Here is a 23504-nt window from a genome sequence, read left to right on the forward strand (position 1 = left end):
AAGCCGCCGGTGCCCTGTGAGGCACCGGCGGCTCGTGTGACGTATGGGGCGCGGGCCGACCGCTCAGACGTACGGGGCGCGGGCGTCGGACCGCTCAGACGTACGAGGCGCGCGCGCCGGACCGCTCAGACGTACGAGGCGGTTGTTCAGACCGCCATGTTGTCGGCGAGGTCATCGGCCAGGTTGGACTCCGTGCCCGGGATGCCCAGGTCCTGGGCCCGCTTGTCGGCCATCGCGAGCAGACGGCGGATACGGCCCGCCACGGCGTCCTTGGTCAGCGGCGGCTCGGCGAGCGCGCCCAGCTCCTCCAGGGAGGCCTGCTTGTGCTCCATGCGCAGCCGGCCCGCGGCGGCCAGGTGCTCAGGCACCTCGTCGGCGAGGATCTCCAGGGCGCGCTGCACCCGGGCGCCCGCGGCGACGGCCGCGCGCGCCGAACGGCGCAGGTTCGCGTCGTCGAAGTTGGCCAGGCGGTTGGCGGTGGCGCGCACCTCGCGCCGCATCCGCCGCTCCTCCCAGGCGAGGACCGACTCGTGTGCCCCGAGGCGGGTGAGCAGCGCGCCGATCGCGTCCCCGTCACGCACGACGACCCGGTCCACGCCCCGGACCTCGCGCGCCTTGCTGGAGATCTGGAGTCTGCGCGCGGCGCCGACCAGGGCGAGAGCGGCCTCCGGTCCCGGGCAGGTCACCTCCAGGGACGAGGAACGCCCCGGCTCGGTGAGCGAGCCGTGCGCGAGGAACGCCCCGCGCCAGGCCGCCTCCGCGTCGCAGGTGGCCCCCGAGACCACCTGCGGCGGCAGACCCCGGATGGGACGGCCGCGGCCGTCCACGAGGCCCGTCTGGCGGGCGAGCTGATCGCCGCCCGCGACCACCCGGACGACGTAACGCGAACCGCGCCGCAGACCGCCGGGAGCCATCACGATCAGTTCCGAGCTGTGCCCGAAGATCTCCAGGATGTCCCGCTTCAGGCGTCGTGCCGCCATCGCGGTGTCCAGCTCCGCCTCGATCACGATGCGGCCGCTCACCAGGTGAAGGCCGCCCGCGAACCGCAGGATCGCCGAGACCTCCGCCTTCCTGCAGCAGGTCCGGGTGACGGGGAGCCGGGAGATCTCGTCCTTCACCGCTGCCGTCATCGCCATGGGCCGATCCTTCCATGCATCCGAAAAATACGGTCGTACGCGGTTGCCAGGAGCTCCGGATCGTGCCTCGGAGTTCCGTCGGGCCGGGCCACCGGCGCCAGCTCGACCGTGGCGCCGAACCGTTTCGCGGCATCGGTGAGTGACTCACGGTCGGGCACGGCGGCCTCGTCGGCCAGCACCACGTCCAGGGCGAGTTTAGGGGCGTGTCGGGCCAAAACCTCCAAATGACGCTGCGGAGAGAACCCATCGGTTTCTCCCGGTTGCGGCGCGAGGTTGAGCGAGAGGACCCTGCGGGCCTTCGTCTCGGTGAGCGCGTCGAGCAGTTCCGGCACCAGGAGGTGCGGGATCACGGAGGAGAACCAGGAGCCGGGGCCGAGCACCACCCAGTCCGCGTCGAGGACGGCGGCGACCGCCTCGGGGACGGCCGGCGGGTCGCTCGGCACCACGTGCACGGACTGGACCTCGCCCGGGGTGAGCGCCACCGTGGCCTGGCCGCGGACGGTGTCGATGTCCTCAGGGCGCGCCGGATCGTGCCCCTTGACCAGGGCCTGGAGCTCCAGCGGCACGGCCGACATGGGCAGGACGCGGCCCTGCGCGCCGAGCAGGCGTCCCACCAGGTCCAGGGCCTGGACGTGGTCGCCGAGCTGCTCCCACAGGGCGACGATCAGGAGATTGCCGACCGCGTGCTCGTGCAGGTCGCCCTTGGACTGGAAGCGGTGCTGGATGACGCGGGCCCAGGTCTGGCCCCAGTCGTCGTCGCCGCAGAGCGCCGCGAGCGCCTTGCGCAGGTCACCGGGGGGCAGCACGCCCAGCTCGTCGCGGAGGCGGCCGCTGGAGCCGCCGTCGTCGGCGACCGTGACGACGGCGGTGAGGTCTCCGGCCCCGGTGATGCGGCGCAGCGCGGCGAGCGAGGCGGACAGGCCCATGCCCCCGCCGAGCGCGACCACCTTCGGCTGGGTGCCCCGCTTGCGGCCCAGACGGCTCAGGCGGACGGTCCGGCGGGTCGGCTTCACTCGCGCCCCATGTCCCGGTGGACCATGACGGTCTCCACGCCCTCGGACGCCAGGCGCGCCGCGAGCTTCTCCGACATGGCGACGGAGCGGTGCTTGCCGCCCGTACAGCCGACGGCGATCGTCACGTACCGCTTGCCCTCGCGGCGGTAGCCCGCGGCGATGAGCTGGAGCATCTCCGCGTACCTGTCGAGGAACTCCTTGGCGCCCGGCTGGTTGAAGACGTACGCCGCCACCTCCTCGTTCAGTCCGGTGTACTGGCGCAGCTCCGGCACCCAGTGGGGGTTGGGCAGGAAGCGCATGTCCACGACCAGGTCCGCGTCGACCGGCAGGCCGTACTTGTAGCCGAAGGACATGACGGTGGCCCGCAGCTCGGGCTCCTCCTCGCCCGCGAACGAGGCGTCCATCTTCGCGCGCAGCTCGTGCACGTTCAGGCTGGAGGTGTCGATGACCAGGTCGGCGTCGCCGCGCAGCTCGCGCAGCAGGTCGCGCTCGGCCGCGATGCCGTCCACGATGCGGCCGTCGCCCTGGAGGGGGTGCGGACGGCGGACCGACTCGAAGCGGCGGACCAGGGCGTCGTCGGAGGACTCAAGGAAGACGATGCGCCGCGTGACGTTCTTGGACTCCAGCTCGGCCAGGGACTCGCGCAAATTGTCGAAGAAGCGCCTGCCGCGTACGTCGACGACCACCGCGATGCGTGCCACGTTGCCCTGCGAGCGGGCGCCGAGCTCCACCATCGTGGGGATCAGCGCGGGCGGCAGGTTGTCGACGACGAACCAGCCGAGGTCCTCCAGGCACTTGGCCGCCGTGCTGCGTCCGGCACCCGACATGCCGGAGATGATCACCAGCTCGGGGATCGCCGCTTCGGGGACTCCGGGCGTCTCGATGGGCGCTCCCGCACTCACTTGCTCTCCACCTTCGTCGTGCTCGCTCATGTCTGTTGCCCCCGTCGTTCCTCGGTGAAGCCCGTGGTCACGGGCTCCCCACTCTCTTCAACGCTCTCCTCACCGCGGGAAGTGCCCGCGGCGGGGAGCTCCTGATTCTCGGCCACCGGAGCGGCTTCCGCGGGGAGCTCCGCGGTTTCCTCGTCCTCCAGGATCTCGCCGGTCGTCATGTTGACCGCGGGGGCGGGGGGTGCCGCCTGGGCGAGGGCCACCGCGATGGCCTCGGCCGTCTTGCGGCCCACCCCGGGGACCTCGCAGATCTGGTCGATCGTCGCCGCGCGGAGCCGCTTCACGGAACCGAAGTGCTTGATCACGGTCTGCTTGCGGGCGTCGCCCAGGCCCCGCACCTCGTCCAGCGGCCCCGCCTTGAAGCGCTTGGCCCGCTTGGTCCGCTGGTAGGTGATGGCGAAGCGGTGCGCCTCGTCACGTACGCGCTGCAGCAGATAGAGCCCCTCGCTGGTGCGCGGCAGGATCACCGGGTCGTCCTCGTCAGGGACCCAGACCTCCTCCAGGCGCTTGGCCAGGCCGCAGACCGCGATGTCGTCGATGCCGAGCTCGTCGAGGGCGCGCTTGGCTGCGGCGACCTGCGGCTGGCCGCCGTCGACCACGACGAGCTGCGGCGGATACGCGAACCGCTTGGGCCGCCCGTCCTCCTCGGTCAGGCCCGGGACGCCGTTGTCGCCGTTGTCACCGTTGGCGGCGTTGTCGGCGTCCTCGGGGGACCACTCCCCCGTCCGCTCCTTGTCGAAGAGGTAGCGCTTGAAACGGCGGGTGATCACCTCGTGCATGGAGCGGACGTCGTCCTGCCCCTCGAAGCCCTTGATCTGGAAGCGGCGGTACTCGCTCTTCCTGGCGAGACCGTCCTCGAAGACCACCATCGAGGCCACGACGTCGTCGCCCTGGAGATGCGAGATGTCGTAGCACTCGATGCGCAGCGGGGCGCTGTCCAGCTCCAGGGCGGCGGCGATCTCCTCCAGGGCGCGGGAGCGCGTGGTGAGGTCGGAGGCGCGCTTGGTCTTGTGCAGGACGAGGGACTGCTGCGCGTTCCGCGCGACGGTCTCCATGAGGGCCTTCTTGTCGCCGCGCTGCGGGATGCGCAGCGAGACGTTGGCCCCGCGGCGCTCCGTCAGCCACTCCTGCACCGGCTCCAGGGGGTCGGGCAGCGCGGGGACGAGCACCTCCTTGGGCACAGCGTCGCCGGTCTCCTCGCCGTAGAGCTGCTGGAGGGCGTGCTCGACTAGGTCACCGCTGGTGACCGCCTCCACCTTGTCGGTGACCCAGCCGCGCTGGCCGCGCACCCGGCCGCCGCGGACGTGGAAGATCTGGACGGCCGCCTCCAGCTCGTCCTCGGCGAGGGCGATGAGGTCGGCGTCGGTGGCGTCGGCGAGCACGACGGCGCTCTTCTCCATCGCCTTCTTGAGCGCCTCTATGTCGTCGCGCAGCCGCGCCGCCTTCTCGTACTCCATGTCCTCGGCGGCGTCCGCCATCTGCCGCTCCAGGCGGCGGATGTAGGTGCCCGTGCGGCCCGCCATGAAGTCGCAGAAGTCCTCGGCCAGCTCCCGGTGGGCCTCGGGGGTGACGCGCTCCACGCAGGGCGCCGAGCACTTGCCGATGTAGCCGAGCAGGCAGGGGCGGCCGGTGCGGGCGGCGTTCTTGAACACGCCGGCGGAGCAGGTGCGGACCGGGAAGGCGCGCAGGAGCAGGTCCACGGTGTCGCGGATCGCCCAGGCGTGGCCGTAGGGACCGAAGTACCGCACGCCCTTCTTCTTGTGGCCTCGCATCACCTGGACCCGCGGGAACTGTTCGTTCATCGTCACCGCGAGGTAGGGGTAGCTCTTGTCGTCGCGGTACTTGACGTTGAACCGGGGGTCGAACTCCTTGATCCAGGAGTACTCCAGCTGGAGCGCCTCGACCTCGTTGTTGACCACGGTCCACTCGACGGAGGCCGCGGTCGTGACCATGGAGCGCGTACGCGGATGGAGGCCCGCCAGGTCCTGGAAGTAGCTCGCCAGGCGCTGGCGCAGGCTCTTGGCCTTCCCGACATAGATCACCCGGCGGTGCTCGTCGCGGAATTTGTAGACCCCCGGGGCGTCGGGGATCTGTCCCGGCTTGGGGCGGTAGCTGGAAGGGTCGGCCATGACGGACAGCCTACTGGCGGCCACCGACAGACCGGCCGCCCCGGGCCATGGGCCGGGGCGGCCGCGAACCCCTCAGCCGCGCCGGTGCCCCCGGCGCCGCAGGGCCGCCACCGAGAGGCCGAGCGCGAGCAGCGCACCGGCTCCGGCGGCCGAGGAAGCCACCGTCATGGGCGTCCCGGAGGACTCGGAGGCCTGCTCCTGGCCGCCCGTCCGGCCGGTCTTCTCCTCGTAGCCGCCCGCCTTGCCGGACTTCGCGTACGCCGAGCCCGGCAGCTTGTCGCCGTACGCCTTGTGGACGCGCTCGCGGTAGGCGGTGAGCGAGGTGCCTTCGGCGCCCACGGCACGTACCGCGTCCTTGTCGAGCGGCAGCACGCGCGCGTGGCCCCGCACGTCACCCTGGACGTACCAGGCGTTGATCTGCGGCTCGTGGAAGACGGTGCCTCCGGGGAGCTTGTCGGCGCCCACGCGCGCGTAGCGCGTCTCGTCGTCCCCGGTGGCGATGTTCACCACCTGCCACGAGCGGCCCCGCTCGACGGTCCAGAGGGAGGCCTTCTGGCCGTCGGATGAGACGGCCTTGCTGGCGAGGAACTCCAGGCGGGCGACCGGTGCCCCCTTCTCGCCCGCGACGAACTCCGGGGAGAGGTAGTACACGGGCACGGCCTTGCCCTCGACCCGCGGGTCGGCCGCGGCCTTGGTCACCGCCCCTTCGCGGGCGAAGAACCGGGAGAGCGTGTCGAGGGTCCCCGGCGTCTCCGCGGCCTTGTGCGCGGCGGCACGGGAGGCCGCGGAGGGGGCGGGCGGACCGGAGTCCGCGGAGGCCGCGGGGGCCGTGAGGCCGAGCAGCAGCGTGGCGGCCGAACCGGCGAGCGCGGTCTTGGCCAGGCGGCGGGGAAGGCGGCGGGTCATCGCGGTCACGCCCCTATCCGGTAGAGCGAGTGGGTCCAGGAGAAGGTGTTGTTGTCGACGTACCAGGCGTGCGACGCCCAGTTGTAGCGGTCGCTGGAGGGCCAGGGGTCGCCCCAGTAGACCCAGCTGCTGGCGTCGTCGTAGCCGTAGAGGACGTGCATGTGGCCGCCGCCGTTGGACCACTGGATGCGGGTCTCCATCGGGCGGCCCGCGTTGATCTCGGACTGCACGGTGGAGTAGCGGAGCCAGCCGGTGACGTACGAGCCGGGGCTGATGCCCGCCCAGCGCAGGCCGGTCTGCACGTTGCCGAGGGTGGCCTGGTTGTTGGGGCACTCGGTGTTCTGGCTGCGCCCGAAGGCGGCGTTGCAGAACTGGTTCTGGCTGTAGTTGCGGCCCATGTAGGCCGCGATGGTGTTGCCGCCCGCGGCCCAGCACCAGTTGGTCTTCTGCTGCGCCTGCATGGTGATGTTCAGGCGCTTGGTGGCCAGGGCGGAGGAGTCGGCGGAGGTGACGGGGGCGGGGGCCGCCGTGGCGGTCGCCGTGGGAACGGTGAACAGGGCCGCCGCGACGACGGCGAGGGCGCTGAGGCCCCTGCGTCTGCCGCTGCTGCTCCTGCTGTGGGGTGGGCGCATCGCGTTCCTCCCGGGTGGGGTGTGAGGAGTGGAGGAGCGCGTCCGGACGCTGCGATTGAGCATCGAGTGTTGTCCGATGCAGGTCAACACGCTTCAATGCGAAATCACCTGGGCCGTGAACGGCGGGCGTACGGGTGTGAACGAAAGCCTTGCGCCGACCTGCTGGTCCGCTCCGACCGGCGCGAACGCCCGGCCGGCAGGTGTGAACGTTCACAGAAGGAGCACGACTTTGCGGCACGGAACACAGCTCGCGAAGAGCGCGTCCGCGGCGGACACGGCACGGCCACCGGACGACGACCCGGCGGACCTCACGGCCGCCCTGCGCACCGGCCCCTTCCACGCCGCGCTGCGTGCCGCGATCGCCGCGCGCGGGCTGCCCCTGCAGCGCATACGGCACCATCTGGCGCAGCAGGGCATCAACGTCGGGGTGACCAGCCTCAGCTACTGGCAGCAGGGCGTGCGCCGCCCGCAGCGCGCCGAGTCGCTGCGTGCCGTACGCGCCCTGGAGGAGATCCTTCAGCTCCCCGGGGAGTCACTGGTCCGGCTGCTCGCCCGGCCTGCCGAGCACATCGAGGGAGAACGGCCCACCGCCCGTTCGTACCGCTCCCTGGTGGAGGCGTCGGACGTGCTGCGCACGCTCCTCGCCGAGCTCGGCCTCCCCTCCGACGGGGGCCTGCACACCATCGGCCACCATGAGCGGGTGCGGATCGGCGCGCACCGCGAGATGACGGGGCGCGAGTCGCAGCACATCGTGCGCGCCCACCGGGACGGCGTCGACCGCTACGTGGCCATCTACCACGGCGACTCCGGCTGCGCCCCCGACCGGGTGCGCGTGCACGCCCTGGAGAACTGCCGCACGGGCCGGGTGCGCTGGCACCGGAGCACGGGGGTCCTCGTCGCGGAGCTGCTCTTCGACGCGCGGCTGCGGGCGGGCGACACGCATCTGTTCGGCTACGGGTTCGAGGACGGCACGGCGGGCGCGGCCACCGAGTATCTGCGCGGCTTCCCCTTCGCGGGCGGCCAGTACGCGCTCCAGGTCCGCTTCGACGACCAGGCCCTGCCCGTACGCTGCCACCGCTTCACCCAGCACTCGGCCGGCGCCCCGCGCGGCGGCCGGCAGGAACTGACGCTGAGCGGCAGCCACCGGTCGGTGCATCTGGTGGAGCCGCGGGTACGGGCGGGGCTGCTCGGCATCGCCTGGGACTGGGAGTGACCGGCCGTCCCGCGCGCGGGACGGTCCAGCCGCGAATTCAGGCCTCCGGGCCCGCGACGAGTCTGCCGTTCTCCACCTTCACCGGCAGCTCGGGCAGCGGTGTGACCGCGGGCTCGTGCAGCACCTTGCCGTTGGTGGCGTCGAACTGGCTTCCGTGGCACTGGCAGATGAGCTTGTGCCCCTCCAGCTTGTTGATCGGACACCGCGCGTGCGTGCAGATCGAGCTGTACGCCGTGTACTCGTCCTCGGAGATCCGGCTGACGACCACCTTCTTGTCCGTGTACAGCTTCGAGGCGCCGACCTTCACATCGTCGGCCGCGCCCAGGTCCACCGGCGCGGTCGGCGCCGAGCGGTTCGACCCGCCCTCGCCCGACGAGCAGGCGGTGAGCCCGAGCCCGACGGCCGGGGCGAGAGCGGCGGCCCGCAGCACGGTGCGGCGGGCGGGGGGCATGCCGGACATGGCGTCTCCACAGGTCAGGGGCATCGGTGACGGATCAGACCATACCGGTGCGGGACGCCGCGACCGGGTCGGGCGCGAGCGTGCCCGAGTGCTGCCCGCCTGCCGACGCGGGGCCGCGCACGGCCTAGCCTGTGCGGGACGCCGGGCCGGCGTGCCGCGCGGCCCGAGCCCAGCCAAGGCAGCGCCCGGAAGGAACCGCCCGTGATCGTCGTCGCCGGAGAGGCCCTGATCGACCTCGTGCCGCAGGAGGCGGGCCGCGCCCCTGACGGCCGCGCGGTCCTGCCCGACCTCGCGCCGCGCCTCGGCGGCGGCCCGTACAACACCGCGGTGGCGCTCGGCCGCCTCGGCTCCCCCGTCGCGTTCTGCTCGCGCCTCTCGCGGGACGCCTTCGGCGAGGCGCTGCTCGACGGGCTGCGGGCGGCCGGGGTCGGGATCTCGTACGTGCAGCGCGGCCCGGAGCCGACGACGCTCGCCGTGGCCTCGATCGGCGAGGACGGCTCCGCCGGGTACTCCTTCTACGTCGAGGGCACGGCCGACCGGCTGTTCACCGCCCCCGGGCGGCTCCCCGACGGCGTACGGGCCATGTCGTTCGGCACCTGCTCGCTGGTCCTTGAGCCGGGCGCGAGCGCGTACGAGGAGCTGCTGCGGCACGCGGCGGCGAGCGGGGTGTTCACGGCGCTCGACCCCAACGTACGGGCCGCGCTCATCCCCGACGCCGACGCCTACCGCGCGCGGTTCACGGGCTGGCTGCCCTCGGTCACGCTGCTCAAGCTGTCGCGGGAGGACGCCGACTGGCTGGGCGGCACCCCGCGGGAGTGGCTGGCCCAGGGGCCCGCGGCCGTGGTGGTCACGCGCGGCGGCGACGGCCTCTCCCTGTACACGCGGGACGGCGTGGAGCTGGACGTGCCCGGCGAGCGGGTCGACGTGGTGGACACGATCGGCGCGGGCGACACGGTCAACGCGGCGCTCCTGCACGGCCTCGCCGAACGGGACGCGCTCTCGGCGGACGCCCTGCGCGGCCTGGCGACCGAGGGCTGGGAGGCCGTCCTGCGCTTCGCGGCCCGCGCGGCGGCGATCACCTGCTCCCGGGCCGGCGCGGAGCCGCCGTACGCGAAGGAACTCGGCCGGTAGCTTAGCCGTTGACGGCGTGCAGACCGCCGGGTCTGCGGCCGTTGAGCCGGTCGAGGGCGGCCGAGGTGGCGTCGTCGGCGGGGACGTAGACGGTCAGGCGCTGCGGATCGGCGTCGGGCAGCGAGAGCGTCTCGTACGACAGCCGCAGCCCGCCCGCCTCGGGGTGGGTGAACCGTTCGACGCCGGTGCGCCGGGGCAGCACGGGCACGCCCGCGAGGCGGTCGCTGAAGGGGGCGCCCGCCACGACCGTCAGCTCGTCGGTGAACCCGCCGACGTGCGGATCGTCGAGCGTGGACTCCGTCTTGAGGTGGCCGACCAGGCCGTCGGCGACGCGGTCCCAGTCGGGGTAGGCGGCGCGGGCCCGCTCGTCGGTGAAGACGAACCGGGCGAGGTTCGGCCGCTCCCCGTCCAGCACACCGAGGGGTTCGGCGATCCGCCGGTAGCCCGTGGTGCACGCGAGGATGTCGGCGAGGCGGTTGAGCAGCACGGCCGGCGCGGGCTCCAGGCTGTCCAGGATGGCGCGCACGGTGGGGCGGACCGAGTCCGCGGGTGGCACGGCCGCCGGGCAGCACGGGTCGCCGTCGCCCAGCTGTTTCTGCAGACGGCGCAGGTGGAAGCGTTCCTCGACGGTCAGCCGCAGCGTGTCGGCGAGCGCGCCGAGCACCTGCGGGGAGGGGTGGCGGTCCCTGCCCTGTTCGAGCCGGGTCAGGTATTCGACGCTGATTCCGGCGAGGGTCGCGACCTCGGAGCGGCGCAGGCCCGGTGTGCGGCGACGGACGCCGGAGGGCAGCCCGACCTCGACGGGGGTCACTGCTTCCCTGCGCGCGCGGAGGAAGGCGCCGAGGTCGTTGTCGCTCACGGTCCGAACGTAGCAGCGGACGTGGTGTTCCATCGTGGCCCTGTCACTACCAGTCTCGGCTCGGCCTTCCTCACGTGCCCGGCCCGTCGCAAGGTGGGCGCATGACTCCTGAGACGACCGACACGACCGTTGCCGCCACCTCCGCGCCCGCTCTGCCGCTGGCCGCCGGGGTCTGGGACATCGAGCCCTTCCACTCCGCCGTGAACTTCTCCATCCGCCACCTCGGCATCTCCAAGGTGCGGGGCCGCTTCACCGACGTACAGGCCGAGTTGGTGGTGGGCGAGCGCGCCGAGGACTCCTCGGTGACCGCCACCATCGCCATCGCCTCGATCGACACGGGCAACAAGGACCGGGACGCGCACGTGCTCGCCTCGGATCTGCTCGACGTCGGGAAGCGGCCGACGCTGGCCTTCCGCTCGACGCGCATCCACGGCTCGGACGAGGAGTGGACGATGGAGGGCGAGCTGACCATCGGCGACGTGACCAGGCCGGTCACGCTGGCCGTGGAGTTCGGCGGCGTCGAGGCCTTCCCCGGCAGCGAGCGCAGGCACGCCGGGTTCGAGGCCTCCGGCGAGATCCGCCGCAGCGAGTTCGGGCTCGACTTCGCGCCGGGTCTGCTCGGCGAGGTGGTGAAGATCCAGCTCGACATGCAGTTCCTGGAGCCCGTCGCGGGGCAGGAAGGCTGACCCGCGGCTCAGGCGGGTTCCGTGAACGCCCCGTGCCGTCCCTCTCCCGCGGCGAACCGTGCCGCGCCCTGCGCCGCCTCGCCCAGGGAGCGCAGGCCGTGCCGCAGCTCCCCCGCCATGGCGTCGGATTCGGACAGGCCGCCCTGTTCCAGGGCGGAGAGCCGGTCGTGGCGCAGGCAGGTCTGCGGGAAGGCGGCGATCTCGGCGGCGAGCCGCTCCGCCGCGGCGCGCGCGGTGCCGGGCGGGACGGTGCGGTTGACCAGGCCCATGCCGAGCGCCTCCGCCGCGCCGACGGGGCGGCCCGTGAGGATCAGGTCCATGGCGCGGCTCTCCCCGATGAGGCGGGGCAGCCGTACCGTCCCGCCGTCGATGAGGGGAACCCCCCAGCGACGGCAGAACACCCCGAGTACGGCGTCCTCCTCGGCGACCCGCAGGTCACACCAGAGGGCGAGTTCGAGGCCGCCCGCGACCGCGTGTCCCGAGACCGCGGCGATCACCGGCTTGGACAGGCGCATCCGGGTGGGGCCCATGGGGCCGTCGCCGTCCTCCGTCACTCCGTTGCCCTCGGGCGTGCCGATGGCCTTGAGGTCCGCGCCCGCGCAGAAGGTGCCGCCCTCGCCCCAGAGCACGGCGACGGCGGCACCGGGGTCGGCGTCGAAGGCGCGGAAGGCGTCGGCGAGGGCACGGGCGGTGGGCCCGTCGACGGCGTTCCGCACGGCGGGACGGGAGAGCACCACGGTGGTGACGGGGCCTTCACGTTCGATGCGTACCGGCATGGGGGCCAGCGGACCATGACCGGAGCCGCCGGACAAGGGGAACGGGGGCCGGCGGCGGCTCAGGCTTCGCCCTGCGGCCGGGCGCTCCTGGAACACGTACGTCCCGTCCACGGGGCGTCGTACGTACGAAGAAAGCGCCCCGCCCCTGGGTGAGGGGCGAGGCGCTTCGGTCTGCGTCTGCGCCTGCGCGGAACCTTGGCGTCAGGCCTTGCGGGCCCGCGTCGCCTTCTTCGGGGCGGCGGCCTTCTTGCCGGCCACCGCCGTCTTCTTCGGGGCTGCCGTCTTCGCCGGGGCCGCGGCCTTCTTGGCGGCGCCCGTCCTGGCCGTGGCCGTCTTCTTGGCCGGGGCCGTCGCGGCGGCCGCCACCTTCTTGGTGGTGGCCTTCTTCGCCTTCGCGGCGGGCTTGCGGCCCTGCGAAGGCGCCGCGTCGCTGATGCGGTCCGCCGAGATGATCTCCCGCAGGAACTTGCCGGTGTGGCTGGCCGGCACCCCCGCGACCTCCTCCGGCGTGCCCTCGGCGACGACCAGACCGCCGCCGTTGCCGCCCTCGGGGCCCATGTCGACGACCCAGTCCGCGGTCTTGATGACGTCGAGGTTGTGCTCGATGACGATGACCGTGTTGCCCTTGTCGACCAGACCGGAGAGGACCGTGATCAGCTTGCTGATGTCCTCGAAGTGCAGACCGGTGGTCGGCTCGTCCAAGACGTACACCGTCCGGCCCGTCGAGCGCTTCTGCAACTCGGAGGCGAGCTTCACGCGCTGGGCCTCGCCTCCGGAGAGGGTGGGCGCCGACTGGCCGAGGCGGACGTACCCGAGGCCGACGTCGTGGAGCGTCCTCAGGTGCCGGGCGATGGCGGGCACGGCCTCGAAGAAGCCGAGCGCCTCCTCGATCGGCATGTCGAGGACCTCGGCGATGGACTTGCCCTTGTAGTGCACGTCCAGCGTCTCGCGGTTGTAGCGCGCGCCGTGGCAGACCTCGCACGGGACGTAGACGTCCGGCAGGAAGTTCATCTCGATCTTGATGGTGCCGTCGCCGGAGCAGTTCTCGCAGCGCCCGCCCTTGACGTTGAAGGAGAAGCGGCCCGGGAGATAGCCCCGCACCTTCGCCTCCGTGGTCTCCGCGAAGAGCCTGCGGACGTGGTCGAAGACTCCGGTGTACGTCGCCGGGTTCGACCGAGGGGTGCGGCCGATGGGCGACTGGTCGACGTGCACGACCTTGTCGACGAGGTCGTCGCCCGCCACGCGCGTGTGGCGGCCGGGGACGGACTTCGCGCCGTTCAGCTCGCGGGCCAGGTGTGTGTACAGGATGTCGTTGACCAGCGTGGACTTGCCGGAGCCCGAGACACCCGTGACGGCCGTGAGGACGCCGAGCGGGAAGGACACGTCGATGTCCTGGAGGTTGTTCTCCCGGGCGCCGTGCACCGTGAGCTGCCGGCCGGGGACGGCCGGGCGGCGCAGGTCAGGCACCGGGATGGCCCTCTTGCCCGAGAGGTACTGCCCGGTGATCGACTTGTCGTTGGCCAGCAGCTCCTTCAGGGAACCGCTGTGCACGACCTTTCCGCCGTGCTCGCCCGCGCCGGGGCCGATGTCGACGATCCAGTCGGCCACCTTGATCGTGTCCTCGTCGTGCTCGACGACGATGAGCGTGTTGCCCATGTCGCGCAGGCGTACGAGCGTCTCGATCAGCCGGTGGTTGTCGCGCTGGTGGAGGCCGATGGACGGCTCGTCGAGGACGTAGAGCACGCCGACGAGGCCGGAGCCGATCTGCGTGGCCAGGCGGATGCGCTGGGCCTCGCCTCCGGAGAGGGTGCCCGCGGCGCGGTTCAGCGAGAGGTAGTCGAGGCCGACGTCGACCAGGAAGCGCAGCCGCTCATTGACCTCCTTGAGGACACGCTCGGCGATCTTCTTGTCGCGGGCGCCCAGCTTCAGCTCGCCGAGGAAGTCCGCGCAGTCGCTGATGGACATCGCGGCGACCTCGGCGATGGACTTGCCCATCACCGAGACGGCGAGCACGATCGGCTTGAGGCGCGTGCCCTCACAGGTGGGGCAGGGCACCTCGCGCATGTAGCCCTCGAAGCGCTCGCGGCTGGAGTCGCTCTCGGCCTCGCTGTGGCGCCGCTTGACGAAGGGGACGGCCCCTTCGAAGGCGGTGGTGTAGGCCCGCTCGCGGCCGTACCGGTTGCGGTAGCGCACCTCGATCTGGGTCTTGTGGCCGTGAAGGAGGGCCTTCTTGGCGCGCTGCGGGAGTCCGGCCCAGGGCATGTCGGTGGCGAAGCCGAGGGCGTCGGAGAGCGCGTTCACCAGCCGGGCGAAGTAGTCCTTGGTGTGCCCGTGCGACCAGGGGTGGATGGCGCCCTCGTCGAGCGACTTGTCCTCGTCGGGGACGATCAGCTCCGGGTCGACCTCCATGCGCGTGCCGATGCCGGTGCAGTCGGGGCAGGCGCCGAAGGGCGAGTTGAAGGAGAAGGAGCGGGGCTCCAGCTCCTCGAAGGAGAGGTCGTCGTACGTGCAGTAGAGGTGCTCGGAGTACATGCGCTCGCGCTCGGGGTCGTCCTCAGGGAGGTCGACGAAGTCGAGCACGACCATGCCCGAGGAGAGGCCGAGGGCGGTCTCCACGGAGTCGGTCAGGCGGCGCTTGGCGGAGTCCTTCACCGTGAGGCGGTCGACGACGACCTCGATGGTGTGCTTCTCCTGCTTCTTCAGCGTGGGCGGCTCGGAGAGCTGGATCGTCTCGCCGTCCACCCGCGCGCGGGAATACCCCTTCGTCTGGAGGTCGGCGAAGAGGTCGACGAACTCGCCCTTGCGCTCGCGCACCAGCGGCGAGAGGACCTGGAAGCGGCTTCCCTCGGGCAGTTCGAGGACCTTGTCCACGATGGCCTGCGGCGACTGCCGGGCGATCGGCCGGCCGCACTCGGGGCAGTGCGGCTTGCCGATGCGCGCGAAGAGCAGGCGCAGGTAGTCATAGACCTCGGTGATGGTGCCGACCGTCGAGCGCGGGTTGCGCGAGGTCGACTTCTGGTCGATGGAGACCGCCGGGGAGAGACCCTCGATGAAGTCGACGTCGGGCTTGTCCATCTGGCCGAGGAACTGCCGGGCGTACGAGGAGAGGGACTCGACGTACCGCCGCTGGCCCTCGGCGAAGATCGTGTCGAACGCGAGCGAGGACTTGCCCGACCCGGAGAGTCCGGTGAACACGATGAGGGAGTCACGCGGGAGGTCGAGCGAGACGTTCTTGAGATTGTGCTCGCGCGCGCCACGGACGATGAGACGGTCGGCCACGCCGGTCCGCACCTTTCTTGGGAGAAGTGACAGGGGTGGAACCCCCGTCTTTCACAGAGTAGGGCGAGCCACTGACAACGCCGGGCCGCTTCCCTGGTTCCACGTACACAACAAGCCGGGACCTACAAGAATGCCCGATGCCGCCTTCGACCATATCGCACGCACATTCGATTAGCGCTGTATCCAGGAGCCTTCACCCGGACGTGTGACCCAGCTATCGTCAGGGACATGATTGATCATGTGCGCGACCTGGCGTCTGTACGTGACGCGACCGACCGACTGCTCAGCGCAGCGTCGAAACTGAACAACGATTCGACCGCCGAGCCGTCACGGCTCCCGGGCTGGACCCGCGGCCATGTCCTCGCCCACCTCGCGCGGAACGCGGACGCCCTGGTCAACGTCCTCGCGGGACGGCCCATGTACGAGAGCGCGCAGCAGCGCGACACCGACATCGAGCGCGACGCCCCGCGGCCGCTGTCCGAGCAGCTCGACGACGTCCGCGAGTCCATGGCCCGCTTCGAGGCGCAGGCCGCGCTCCCCGCCGACTGGTCCCGCACCATCACCATGCGCAACGGAGTCACCGACTCCGCGTCCCGGGTCCCGTTCCGCCGCTGGGGCGAGGTGGAGCTGCACCACGTGGACCTCGGCATCGGGTACGAGCTGGAGGACCTGCCCGCGGAGTTCGTGCGGCGCGAGACCGCCTTCCTCACCGCACGCTTCGCGGGCAACCCCGACGTCCCGCCCACCCGCGTCACGGACGGCACGCACGCGTGGAGCACGGGCAGGGAGGGCTCACCCGAAGTCACCGTCTCCGGGTCGGCGCCCGACGTGGTCGGCTGGCTCGCCGGCCGCCGTGACGGCTCCGCCCTGACGGCCGAAGGGGGCCTCCTTCCCCCTCTGCCGCCGCTATAGGGTGACGCACATGACGTACAGCGGAGCGGTGAAGGTCGGCGGACCCGCGGATGTGCACGAACTGCCGGACCTGATGATCTCGAAGGTCGCGGTCGGGCCGATGGACAACAACGCCTATCTGCTGCGCTGCCGGGCCACCGGCGAGCAGCTCCTGATCGACGCGGCGAACGACGCCGGGACGTTGCTGACCCTGATCGGTGACGACGGCATCGCGTCCGTCGTCACCACGCACCAGCACGGCGACCACTGGCAGGCGCTGGCGGCCGTCGTCGAGGCGACCGGCGCGCGGACGTACGCGGGCCGCGCGGACGCCGCGGGCATCCCGGTGCCGACGGACGTCCCCGTCGACGACGGCGACACGATCCGCGTGGGCAGGGTCGAGCTCACCGCCCGCCACCTGGTGGGCCACACGCCGGGCTCGATCGCGCTGGTCTACGACGACCCGCACGGCCACGCGCACGTCTTCACCGGCGACTGCCTCTTCCCGGGCGGCGTCGGCAACACGCAGAACGACCCGGCGGCCTTCGCGAGCCTCCTCGGCGACGTCGAGACGAAGATCTTCGGGACGCTGTCCGACGAGACCTGGGTCTACCCCGGCCACGGCAGCGACACGACGTTGGGCGCCGAGCGACCGCACCTCGGCGAGTGGCGCGCCCGCGGCTGGTGAACCGGGGCGGCGCGCGGCCTGCGAACCGGGGCGGCGCCGGTCTCCGTGGAGGTGAGCGTCACGCCTTCGCGGAGACCAGCGCCGCCACCCGCTGCACCGCGAACGCGTACCCCTGGACTCCGCATCCCGCGATGACGCCGTCGGCGCGCTGCGACACATAGCTGTGGTGCCGGAAGGGCTCGCGCTGGTGGATGTTGGAGATGTGCACCTCCACCACGGGCAGGCCGTCGCAGGTGTTGAGCGCGTCCAGGATCGCCACCGAGGTGTGGGAGTAGGCCGCAGGGTTGATGACGATCCCCGCGTGCTGCTCGCGCGCCTCGTGGATCCAGTCGATCAGCTCGCCCTCGTGGTTGCTCTGCCGCAGGTCCACGGTGCCGCCGTGGGCCGCCGCCGCCTCGGCGCACAGGGCCTCGACGTCCGCGAGGGTGTCGGTGCCGTAGATCTCGGGCTGCCGGCGTCCGAGGAGGTTCAGGTTCGGACCGTTCAGGATCATGATCGGCGCGGTGGCGAGGCTGCGGGTACTGAGGGTCATGCAGGAGGTCTATCACGCCTCCCGCGCGCCGGAACCCGGGTGCCCCTGACACCCGTACGGCTCTATTCTGCTCGCCATGATCGCCAAAGCCGCCGGACCCTCTTACCCGCCCAAGCCCTCCCCCGGTGACCGCGTCGCCGTGATCTCCCCGTCCAGCGGCCTCCCGGGCCTCTTCCCGCTCCCCTTCGAGCTGGGCCTGCGACGCCTCAGGGACGACTTCGGCCTGGAACCGGTCGAGTACCCCGCGACGCGGAAGATGGGCTCGACGCCCCGTGAGCGGGCCGACGACATCCACGCGGCGTTCGCCGATCCGGCCATCAAGGCCGTCATCGCGAGCATCGGCGGCGACGACCAGATCACCGTACTGCCGTACCTGGACCGGGAGTTGATCCGCGCCAACCCGAAGCCGTTCTTCGGGTTCAGCGACAACACCAACCTGCTCGCCTTCCTCTGGCAGTGCGGCGTGGTCGGGTACCACGGCTCGTCCGTCATGTGCGAGCTCGGCCGCCCCGGCGCGATGGCGCCCCTGACCGCCGAGTCGCTGCGCGCCGCCCTCTTCACCTCCGGGCCCCACGAACTGCGCCCCGCCGAGCGCTTCCGCGACGTCGACGTGCCGTGGGACGACGCCGCGGCGCTCGCCGTGGAGCCCCCGACCGAGCCGGGCGGCGGCTGGTACTGGCACCGGCCCGAGCGCGTCGTCGAAGGGCGGTCCTGGGGCGGTGAGCCGGAGATCCTCTCCTGGCTCCTGATGACGGACCGGGAGATCGCCGGGGACCTGTCGGCGTACGACGGCTGCGTGCTGTTCCTGGAGACCTCCGAGGAACTCATCGGCGCCGAACAGGTGTTCCGCATCCTGCGCAACATGGGCGAGCGCGGGCTGCTGCGCCGCTTCCCTGCCCTGCTCATGGGGCGGCCCAAGACCTGGTCCTTCGCCCGCCCGCTGGACGCGGACGCGAAGGCGGCACACGCGCGTGAGCAGCGCGCGGCCGTGCTGCGGGCGCTCGACACGTACGCGCCGGAGACCATGGCGGTCTTCGACGTGGACCTCGGGCACACCGATCCCCAACTGGTGATCCCTTACGGGGGCACCGTACGGGTGGACGGTCCGCAGCGACGGATCACGGTCACCTACTGACCTACGGGGTGATCGCCAGCTCCAGATACGCCGCGAACAGCACCAGGTGGACGCCGCCCTGCAACGGTGTGGCGCGCCCCGGCACGACGGTGAGCGTGCCGACGATCACGGTGAGGACGAGCAGGATCATATGGGTCGCGCTCAGGCCGAGCACCAGCGGTCCGGAGAGCCATACGGAGGCGACCGCGACGGCGGGGATGGTCAGCCCGATGCTGGCCATCGCCGAGCCGAGGGCAAGGTTCAGGCTGGTCTGCACGCGGTCCCTGCGGGTGGCGCGCACGGCCGCGATCGTCTCGGGGAGCAGGACGAGCAGGGCGATGATCACGCCGACGACGGCATGCGGCATGCCGGCACTCGCCACCCCCGACTCGATCGTCGGCGACACGCCTTTGGCGAGGCCCACGACGCCGACCAGGGCCAGCGCGAGCAGTCCGAGGCTGGTCAGGGCCTGACGTGAGGAGGGGACCTCGGCGTGGGCATCGGCGTCGATGACCTCGCCCCGCTTGGTCAGGGGCAGGAAGTAGTCGCGGTGCCGCACGGTCTGGGTGGAGACGAACAGTCCGTACAGGGTGAGCGAGGCGATCGCGGCGAAGGTGAGCTGGCTGGTCGAGAACTCCGGGCCCTGCTTGGTGGTGGTGAAGGCCGGCAGGACCAGGCAGAGCGTGGCCAGGGTGGCGACGGTCGCGAGGGCCGCGCCGGTGCCCTCGGGGTTGAAGACGGCGACGCGGTGGCGGAGCGCCCCGACCAGGAGGCAGAGTCCGACGATGCCGTTGCAGGTGATCATCACCGCGGCGAAGACGGTGTCGCGGGCCAGGGTGGAGCTCTTGTCGCCGCCGTCAGCCATGAGGGTGACGATGAGCGCCACCTCGATGATGGTCACCGCGATGGCGAGGACCAGCGAGCCGAAGGGTTCGCCGACGCGGTGGGCGATCACCTCGGCGTGGTGGACGGCGGAGAGCACCGCTCCCGCGAGGATCAGCGTCACCACGGCGACGACGATGCCGGGCAGGTCGCGGCCCCAGGTGAGGACGAGGAGGACGACGGCGAGGAAGGGGACCACCGTCGTCCACTGCATGCCGAGCGCCCGGAGCCGAGTGACCATGACTCGATGCTGCCCCGGGCGCTTGGGTGCCGCTACTCGGTCCCCTACTTGCTGCCGGCGGTCGTGGTCTCGGTCGACTCCTCCGCCGACTCCTCCGCCGCCTGCTTCTCAGCCTGCTTCTTGGAGGCGATGAGACTGGTGATCGTGGTGATCACCAGGACACCGCAGATCACCGAGAGCGAGACCGGGATGGAGATCTCGGGGACGTGCACCCCGGACTCGTGCAGGGCGTGCAGCACGAGCTTCACGCCGATGAAGCCGAGGATCACCGAGAGGCCGTAGCTCAGGTGGACCAGCTTCCTGAGCAGTCCGCCGATGAGGAAGTAGAGCTGCCGCAGGCCCATGAGCGCGAAGGCGTTGGCCGTGAAGACGATGTACGGGTCCTGGGTGAGGCCGAAGATCGCGGGGATGGAGTCCATCGCGAAGAGCACGTCGGTGGTGCCGATGGCGAGCATGACGACCATGAGAGGCGTCATGATCTTCTTGCCGTTCTTCTTGATGAACAGCTTCGTGCCCTCGTACCGGTCCGAGACGCCGAACCTCTTCTCGACGGACTTCAGGAGGCGGTTCTCCTCCCAGTCCTCTTCTTCCTCGTCGGCACGGGCCTCCTGGATGAGCTTCCAGGCGGTGTAGATCAAGAACGCGCCGAAGATGTAGAAGACCCACGAGAAGTTGGCGATGACCGCGGCGCCGGCGGCGATGAATATCGCGCGCAGGACCAGGGCTATCAGCACTCCGAACAGCAGCACCCGCTGCTGGAGGTGGGACGGCACCGAGAACTTCGCCATGATCAGGATGAAGACGAAGAGGTTGTCCACGGACAGGGACTTCTCGGTGATGAAGCCCGCGAAGAACTCACCGGACGCCTGGCTCTCGCCCGCGACCAGCAGGCCGAGGCCGAAGATCGCCGCGAGGGCGATCCAGACGACCGTCCAGGTTCCGGCTTCCTTGATCGACACGTCATGGGGCTTGCGCCCGATGAAGAAGTCGACTGCGATCAGGGCACACAGACCAAGAATGGTCAGCGTCCACAGGGTCATTGAAACGTCCACTGCGCCTCCGGCGTCGTACGGCTACTGATCAGCGTCGTCGCTGCCGGAGGTCTCTTCCACCCGATCGGTCTGTGCCGTGAGTCGGGCCGACGCCCCGGGACCGATGGCGGTCCGTATTGACGGGTACGTCGCAGCCGGGAGTACTCCCCTCCGCGGCTTCCAGAGTACGGGAAACACCAAGGGTTGGTAAAGGAGATGGCAAACGAGAATCAAAAGACCTGTTCAGCGGGTGGATAAAGTCGCTTTGACGCCATGGCGCGACGGGGCACCGACGGATCCGGAAGCCGTGGTTCAGCGGCCGCCGTCGCGCCGGGCCGCCGCGATCCGGTCGAGGAGCTGCCGCAGGACGTCGCTGCCCGGCGGGAAGGACGGCGGGTCGTACGTCCACGTGTGACCGACCCACGGGTCCGCGAGGTGGTCGTCCGGGACCGGGGTGAGCCGCAGCAGCGCCCGCCAGAGGGGGTCGAGCAGCGGGCCGTACTCGGCGGCGTCCTCGCGGTCCGCGACCATCATGAGGTGCACGCCGACGGCCGGGCCCTCGTCCGCGAGGTAGCGGAGCCGGGTCACCGCGCGGTCGTCGAAGCCGTGCGGGAAGTCGTTGACGATCAGGAGCTGCTCGGCGACGTCGAGGTCCGGGGGCAGCGCGTCGGCGGCTCCGCCGCGCACCGCCATCTGCACCAGGTCCACGCGCTGGGTGAGCCCGGCGAGCACCTCCGAGACCCCGGCGGCCCCGGAGGCCGGTGGTCCGGCCAGGACGCCCGCCGACACCAGCGGGGCGAACGCGCCGGCCGCCGAACCCGCCGCGTCGATCACATGCACGGAGAACTCACCCGCCGGATAGACCGCGAGCAGCCGCGCGGCGTGCGCCACGGCAGTGTCGACGGCGAGCCGGCGCAGCTCGGCCGAGTCCGTGAAGGTGTTGGTCAGGGCCTTGCCGCTGTCGATCCACAGGCCGCGCTCCAGGGGCAGCCTGACCAGCATCGGGATGCGCAGGTCGATGCGCTCGGGGAGGTGGAGGTCGCCGAGGCGGAGTGCCATCGGGATCTCCATGGGCGCGCGATAGGCGTGCCAGACGGGGTTGCTCCAGGCCGCGAACGCCAGGGGCAGGGCGGGCTCGACGACGTCGGCCTCGGCGGCGAGCTGGGCGAGATCGCGGTCGAGGGCGGCCCTGGCCTGGCCGGTGAGGTCGGCGTGCTTGGCGCGCGCGGTGTCGCGGGCCGCGTCACCGGCGCCGCCGATGCGGCTGCGCGGGTCGGAGAGGACCTTGTCGAGCTCCTGCTCCATGCGGGAGTCGGCGAAGTCGACTGCGCTGCGGTACGCCGCCGTGGTGCGGGCCAGGTCTTCGAACATGCCCCACACCTGGTTGTAGAGCCGCTCCTCCATCGACCACCCGGTGGCGTCCCCCGCGACGGGCCGCGCGGCCTGGCCGGGCTGGGCCGCGGGCGCCGCGGGTGGCGGCGGCGGGGGCGCGGTGGTCCGGCGTCCGGGGTGGGTGTAGTCGACGGGGCCGCCGCCCGGCTGCCGTGGGCCGGGGGCGGGCTGCCCCTGCGGGCCCGCGGCCGGCGCGGCGGCGTCCTCCGGCGGCGTGGGAGCGGACGGGGCGGGCGGGGCCGTGCGCACCCGCGTGCCGTCGGCGGGGCGCGGCGGCGGCACGGCGACGGAACGGGCCAGGCCCCGGGCCACCGCGTCCTCGATGGCGCCCGCCAGCTCGTGGGCCTCGGGCAGGCCCTGGTCGGTGAGCATGTCGGCGAGCCCGCCCGCGTACCCCTGGCCGACGGCCCTGACCTTCCAGGCGTCCTGGCGGCGGTAGAGCTCGAGGGCGACGACGGCGGACTCGGTGTCCAGGTCGGTGATGGTGTAGCTGGCCGCCTCCGCGCCGTCGAGTCCGGTGACCGCGACGAAGGGTGCGGCGAGGCCGCGGAAGCTGACCGGTCCCCCGGCACCGACGGGCAGCGCGAGCAGGACGTTGACCCGGTGGACCGTGTCCGGCAGGGCGCCGAGGTCCACGGCGAGGCGGTGGTCGGCCGCCGCCTGCTGGGACACCTCGAGCCCCGGCAGGGTGGGCGAGCCCGGATGGGCCACCCATTCCACGCCGCGGACCCTGCCCTGGTCGTCGCCGAGCGTGGCCCCCGCCACGATCGGCTCACCGGCCGAGACGCGGATCTCCAGACGGGTCCAGGGAAGCGGGTGGTTCTGCCCCCGCACCAGCTCGGCCGTCATCGCTTCGTTCCCCCTAGAAGGGCCCCCGTCGAGCCCTCGTGCTCATGCGTACCGACGTACCAATGTGTGTGCGGACGTGCTGTCGTGCCGCCGTGCTTACAGGTGCGGCAGGATCGACGGCATCAGGTCCTGGAAGGTGCGGCCGTTGGCCGGGTTGCCGATGGCCGTCATCTGCCAGCCCGGGCCCGCCCGGTGGACCTTCGCCATGATCTGGGCGGTGTACTGGCCGCCGCCGTCGAGGGTGTAGCGCGCGAGCTCCTGGCCGTTGGTCTCGTCGACCAGGCGGCAGAACGCGTTCTGCACCTCCTGGAAGGTCTGGCCGGTGAAGGAGTTCACCGTGAAGACGATCTGGTCGATGTGGACGGGAACCCGCTGCAGGTCGACGAGGATCGCCTCGTCGTCGCCGCCCTGGCCCACGCCGCCGACGAGGTTGTCCCCGGTGTGCCGCACCGAGCCGTCGTCGCTGACCAGGTGACGGAAGAAGACCACGTCCACCGGCTGCTTGTCCGCGAAGAGGACCGCCGAGGCGTCCAGGTCGACCTCGCGGGTACGGGAGCCGAACAGGCCCCGGCGCGGAGCCGCCTGCCACCCGAGTCCCATGCGCACCGCGGACAGGGCGCCCCCGTCGTCCTTCTGCAGGTTGATGGCCTGACCCTTGGTCATGTTGACCGTCACGCGCTGTCCTCTCTCGAACTGCCTGGGCAACCGCCTTCT

21 protein-coding genes are annotated in these 23504 nt (G+C 71.7%); 6 read left to right on the top strand and 15 right to left on the bottom strand.

Annotation, left to right across the window (positions count from 1 at the left end):
- Window positions 1–146: 146 nt before the first annotated feature.
- From whiA to ACZ6JY_RS23190, 6 genes are all read right to left on the bottom strand, one after another.
- Window positions 147–1136: a DNA-binding protein WhiA gene (whiA, locus tag ACZ6JY_RS23165; protein ID WP_447036702.1), complete on the bottom strand. Its 990-nt coding sequence runs from the start codon at window positions 1134–1136 to the stop codon at window positions 147–149.
- Window positions 1127–2149, bottom strand: a complete 1023-nt coding sequence (locus tag ACZ6JY_RS23170) for a gluconeogenesis factor YvcK family protein (RefSeq protein ID WP_469198322.1) — start codon at window positions 2147–2149, stop codon at window positions 1127–1129. Before ACZ6JY_RS23170 ends, whiA begins: the two co-directional genes overlap by 10 nt.
- On the bottom strand, window positions 2146–3081 hold the full coding sequence (gene rapZ, locus ACZ6JY_RS23175; protein WP_469198324.1) for an RNase adapter RapZ: 936 nt from the start codon (window positions 3079–3081) through the stop codon (window positions 2146–2148). Before rapZ ends, ACZ6JY_RS23170 begins: the two co-directional genes overlap by 4 nt.
- A complete protein-coding gene (gene uvrC / locus ACZ6JY_RS23180; RefSeq protein WP_469198326.1) occupies window positions 3078–5228 on the bottom strand; it encodes an excinuclease ABC subunit UvrC in 2151 nt (716 codons plus the stop codon). Before uvrC ends, rapZ begins: the two co-directional genes overlap by 4 nt.
- A gap of 72 nt (window positions 5229–5300) precedes the next feature.
- Complete coding sequence (locus tag ACZ6JY_RS23185) at window positions 5301–6134, bottom strand: hypothetical protein (protein WP_469198776.1); 834 nt, start codon at window positions 6132–6134, stop codon at window positions 5301–5303.
- 5 nt (window positions 6135–6139) lie between these two features.
- Window positions 6140–6766 (bottom strand): papain-like cysteine protease family protein, encoded by a 627-nt coding sequence (locus ACZ6JY_RS23190; protein ID WP_469198328.1) that lies wholly within the window; start codon window positions 6764–6766, stop codon window positions 6140–6142.
- Window positions 6767–6995: 229 nt separating this feature from the next.
- Here ACZ6JY_RS23190 and ACZ6JY_RS23195 point away from each other — a divergent pair, with 229 nt between their 5' ends.
- Entirely contained in the window at window positions 6996–7979 is a 984-nt protein-coding gene (locus tag ACZ6JY_RS23195) for a hypothetical protein (protein ID WP_469198330.1), read from the top strand.
- A gap of 37 nt (window positions 7980–8016) precedes the next feature.
- Here ACZ6JY_RS23195 and ACZ6JY_RS23200 read toward each other — a convergent pair whose 3' ends face one another.
- On the bottom strand, window positions 8017–8439 hold the full coding sequence (locus tag ACZ6JY_RS23200) for a Rieske (2Fe-2S) protein (RefSeq protein WP_469198332.1): 423 nt from the start codon (window positions 8437–8439) through the stop codon (window positions 8017–8019).
- A gap of 201 nt (window positions 8440–8640) precedes the next feature.
- On the opposite strand from ACZ6JY_RS23200, the gene ACZ6JY_RS23205 reads away from it, so the two are divergent.
- Entirely contained in the window at window positions 8641–9570 is a 930-nt protein-coding gene (locus ACZ6JY_RS23205; protein ID WP_469198334.1) for a carbohydrate kinase family protein, read from the top strand.
- A 1-nt stretch (window position 9571) separates the two neighbouring features.
- Here the strand turns inward: ACZ6JY_RS23205 and ACZ6JY_RS23210 are convergent, their stop codons facing one another.
- Complete coding sequence (locus ACZ6JY_RS23210; RefSeq protein ID WP_469198336.1) at window positions 9572–10429, bottom strand: helix-turn-helix transcriptional regulator; 858 nt, start codon at window positions 10427–10429, stop codon at window positions 9572–9574.
- Window positions 10430–10530: 101 nt separating this feature from the next.
- Here ACZ6JY_RS23210 and ACZ6JY_RS23215 point away from each other — a divergent pair, with 101 nt between their 5' ends.
- Entirely contained in the window at window positions 10531–11115 is a 585-nt protein-coding gene (locus tag ACZ6JY_RS23215) for a YceI family protein (protein ID WP_469198337.1), read from the top strand.
- 8 nt (window positions 11116–11123) lie between these two features.
- On the opposite strand, the gene ACZ6JY_RS23220 is transcribed toward ACZ6JY_RS23215, so the two are convergent.
- The gene (locus ACZ6JY_RS23220; RefSeq protein WP_469198339.1) at window positions 11124–11891 is read right to left on the bottom strand and encodes a crotonase/enoyl-CoA hydratase family protein; all 768 of its coding nucleotides are present in this window, start codon (window positions 11889–11891) and stop codon (window positions 11124–11126) included.
- Window positions 11892–12092: 201 nt separating this feature from the next.
- A complete protein-coding gene (gene uvrA / locus ACZ6JY_RS23225; protein WP_469198341.1) occupies window positions 12093–15170 on the bottom strand; it encodes an excinuclease ABC subunit UvrA in 3078 nt (1025 codons plus the stop codon).
- Between the two features lie 228 nt (window positions 15171–15398).
- On the opposite strand from uvrA, the gene ACZ6JY_RS23230 reads away from it, so the two are divergent.
- Window positions 15399–16082 (top strand): maleylpyruvate isomerase family mycothiol-dependent enzyme, encoded by a 684-nt coding sequence (locus tag ACZ6JY_RS23230; protein ID WP_469198343.1) that lies wholly within the window; start codon window positions 15399–15401, stop codon window positions 16080–16082.
- A 10-nt stretch (window positions 16083–16092) separates the two neighbouring features.
- Window positions 16093–16749, top strand: coding sequence for an MBL fold metallo-hydrolase (locus ACZ6JY_RS23235; RefSeq protein WP_469198345.1), 657 nt, complete (start codon window positions 16093–16095; stop codon window positions 16747–16749).
- A gap of 58 nt (window positions 16750–16807) precedes the next feature.
- On the opposite strand, the gene aroQ is transcribed toward ACZ6JY_RS23235, so the two are convergent.
- On the bottom strand, window positions 16808–17281 hold the full coding sequence (gene aroQ / locus ACZ6JY_RS23240) for a type II 3-dehydroquinate dehydratase (protein ID WP_469198347.1): 474 nt from the start codon (window positions 17279–17281) through the stop codon (window positions 16808–16810).
- 76 nt (window positions 17282–17357) lie between these two features.
- Between aroQ and ACZ6JY_RS23245 the strand changes: the two genes are divergently transcribed.
- A complete protein-coding gene (locus ACZ6JY_RS23245; RefSeq protein WP_469198349.1) occupies window positions 17358–18416 on the top strand; it encodes a S66 family peptidase in 1059 nt (352 codons plus the stop codon).
- A 1-nt stretch (window position 18417) separates the two neighbouring features.
- On the opposite strand, the gene ACZ6JY_RS23250 is transcribed toward ACZ6JY_RS23245, so the two are convergent.
- The 4 genes from ACZ6JY_RS23250 to ACZ6JY_RS23265 form a co-directional block, all read right to left on the bottom strand.
- The gene (locus ACZ6JY_RS23250; protein ID WP_469198351.1) at window positions 18418–19518 is read right to left on the bottom strand and encodes a calcium:cation antiporter; all 1101 of its coding nucleotides are present in this window, start codon (window positions 19516–19518) and stop codon (window positions 18418–18420) included.
- Window positions 19519–19562: 44 nt separating this feature from the next.
- Entirely contained in the window at window positions 19563–20570 is a 1008-nt protein-coding gene (locus tag ACZ6JY_RS23255) for a TerC family protein (RefSeq protein WP_469198353.1), read from the bottom strand.
- A gap of 291 nt (window positions 20571–20861) precedes the next feature.
- On the bottom strand, window positions 20862–22790 hold the full coding sequence (locus ACZ6JY_RS23260; protein WP_469198355.1) for a TerD family protein: 1929 nt from the start codon (window positions 22788–22790) through the stop codon (window positions 20862–20864).
- 96 nt (window positions 22791–22886) lie between these two features.
- The gene (locus ACZ6JY_RS23265) at window positions 22887–23465 is read right to left on the bottom strand and encodes a TerD family protein (protein WP_469198357.1); all 579 of its coding nucleotides are present in this window, start codon (window positions 23463–23465) and stop codon (window positions 22887–22889) included.
- Window positions 23466–23504 lie beyond the last annotated feature (39 nt).

Source organism: Streptomyces sp. NPDC046335, assembly GCF_055587985.1.

Bases quoted from the DNA above. Each gene is read 5' to 3' on its own strand.
- ACZ6JY_RS23190 (WP_469198328.1), bottom strand. From the start codon at position 6,766: ATGCGCCCACCCCACAGCAGGAGCAGCAGCGGCAGACGCAGGGGCCTC.
- rapZ (WP_469198324.1), bottom strand. From the start codon at position 3,081: ATGAGCGAGCACGACGAAGGTGGAGAGCAAGTGAGTGCGGGAGCGCCC.
- uvrC (WP_469198326.1), bottom strand. From the start codon at position 5,228: ATGGCCGACCCTTCCAGCTACCGCCCCAAGCCGGGACAGATCCCCGAC.
- ACZ6JY_RS23250 (WP_469198351.1), bottom strand. From the start codon at position 19,518: ATGGTCACTCGGCTCCGGGCGCTCGGCATGCAGTGGACGACGGTGGTC.
- ACZ6JY_RS23230 (WP_469198343.1), top strand. From the start codon at position 15,399: ATGATTGATCATGTGCGCGACCTGGCGTCTGTACGTGACGCGACCGAC.
- ACZ6JY_RS23245 (WP_469198349.1), top strand. From the start codon at position 17,358: ATGATCGCCAAAGCCGCCGGACCCTCTTACCCGCCCAAGCCCTCCCCC.
- ACZ6JY_RS23220 (WP_469198339.1), bottom strand. From the start codon at position 11,891: ATGCCGGTACGCATCGAACGTGAAGGCCCCGTCACCACCGTGGTGCTC.
- ACZ6JY_RS23200 (WP_469198332.1), bottom strand. From the start codon at position 8,439: ATGTCCGGCATGCCCCCCGCCCGCCGCACCGTGCTGCGGGCCGCCGCT.
- ACZ6JY_RS23260 (WP_469198355.1), bottom strand. From the start codon at position 22,790: ATGACGGCCGAGCTGGTGCGGGGGCAGAACCACCCGCTTCCCTGGACC.
- ACZ6JY_RS23215 (WP_469198337.1), top strand. From the start codon at position 10,531: ATGACTCCTGAGACGACCGACACGACCGTTGCCGCCACCTCCGCGCCC.
- whiA (WP_447036702.1), bottom strand. From the start codon at position 1,136: ATGGCGATGACGGCAGCGGTGAAGGACGAGATCTCCCGGCTCCCCGTC.
- ACZ6JY_RS23185 (WP_469198776.1), bottom strand. From the start codon at position 6,134: ATGACCCGCCGCCTTCCCCGCCGCCTGGCCAAGACCGCGCTCGCCGGT.
- aroQ (WP_469198347.1), bottom strand. From the start codon at position 17,281: ATGACCCTCAGTACCCGCAGCCTCGCCACCGCGCCGATCATGATCCTG.
- ACZ6JY_RS23235 (WP_469198345.1), top strand. From the start codon at position 16,093: ATGACGTACAGCGGAGCGGTGAAGGTCGGCGGACCCGCGGATGTGCAC.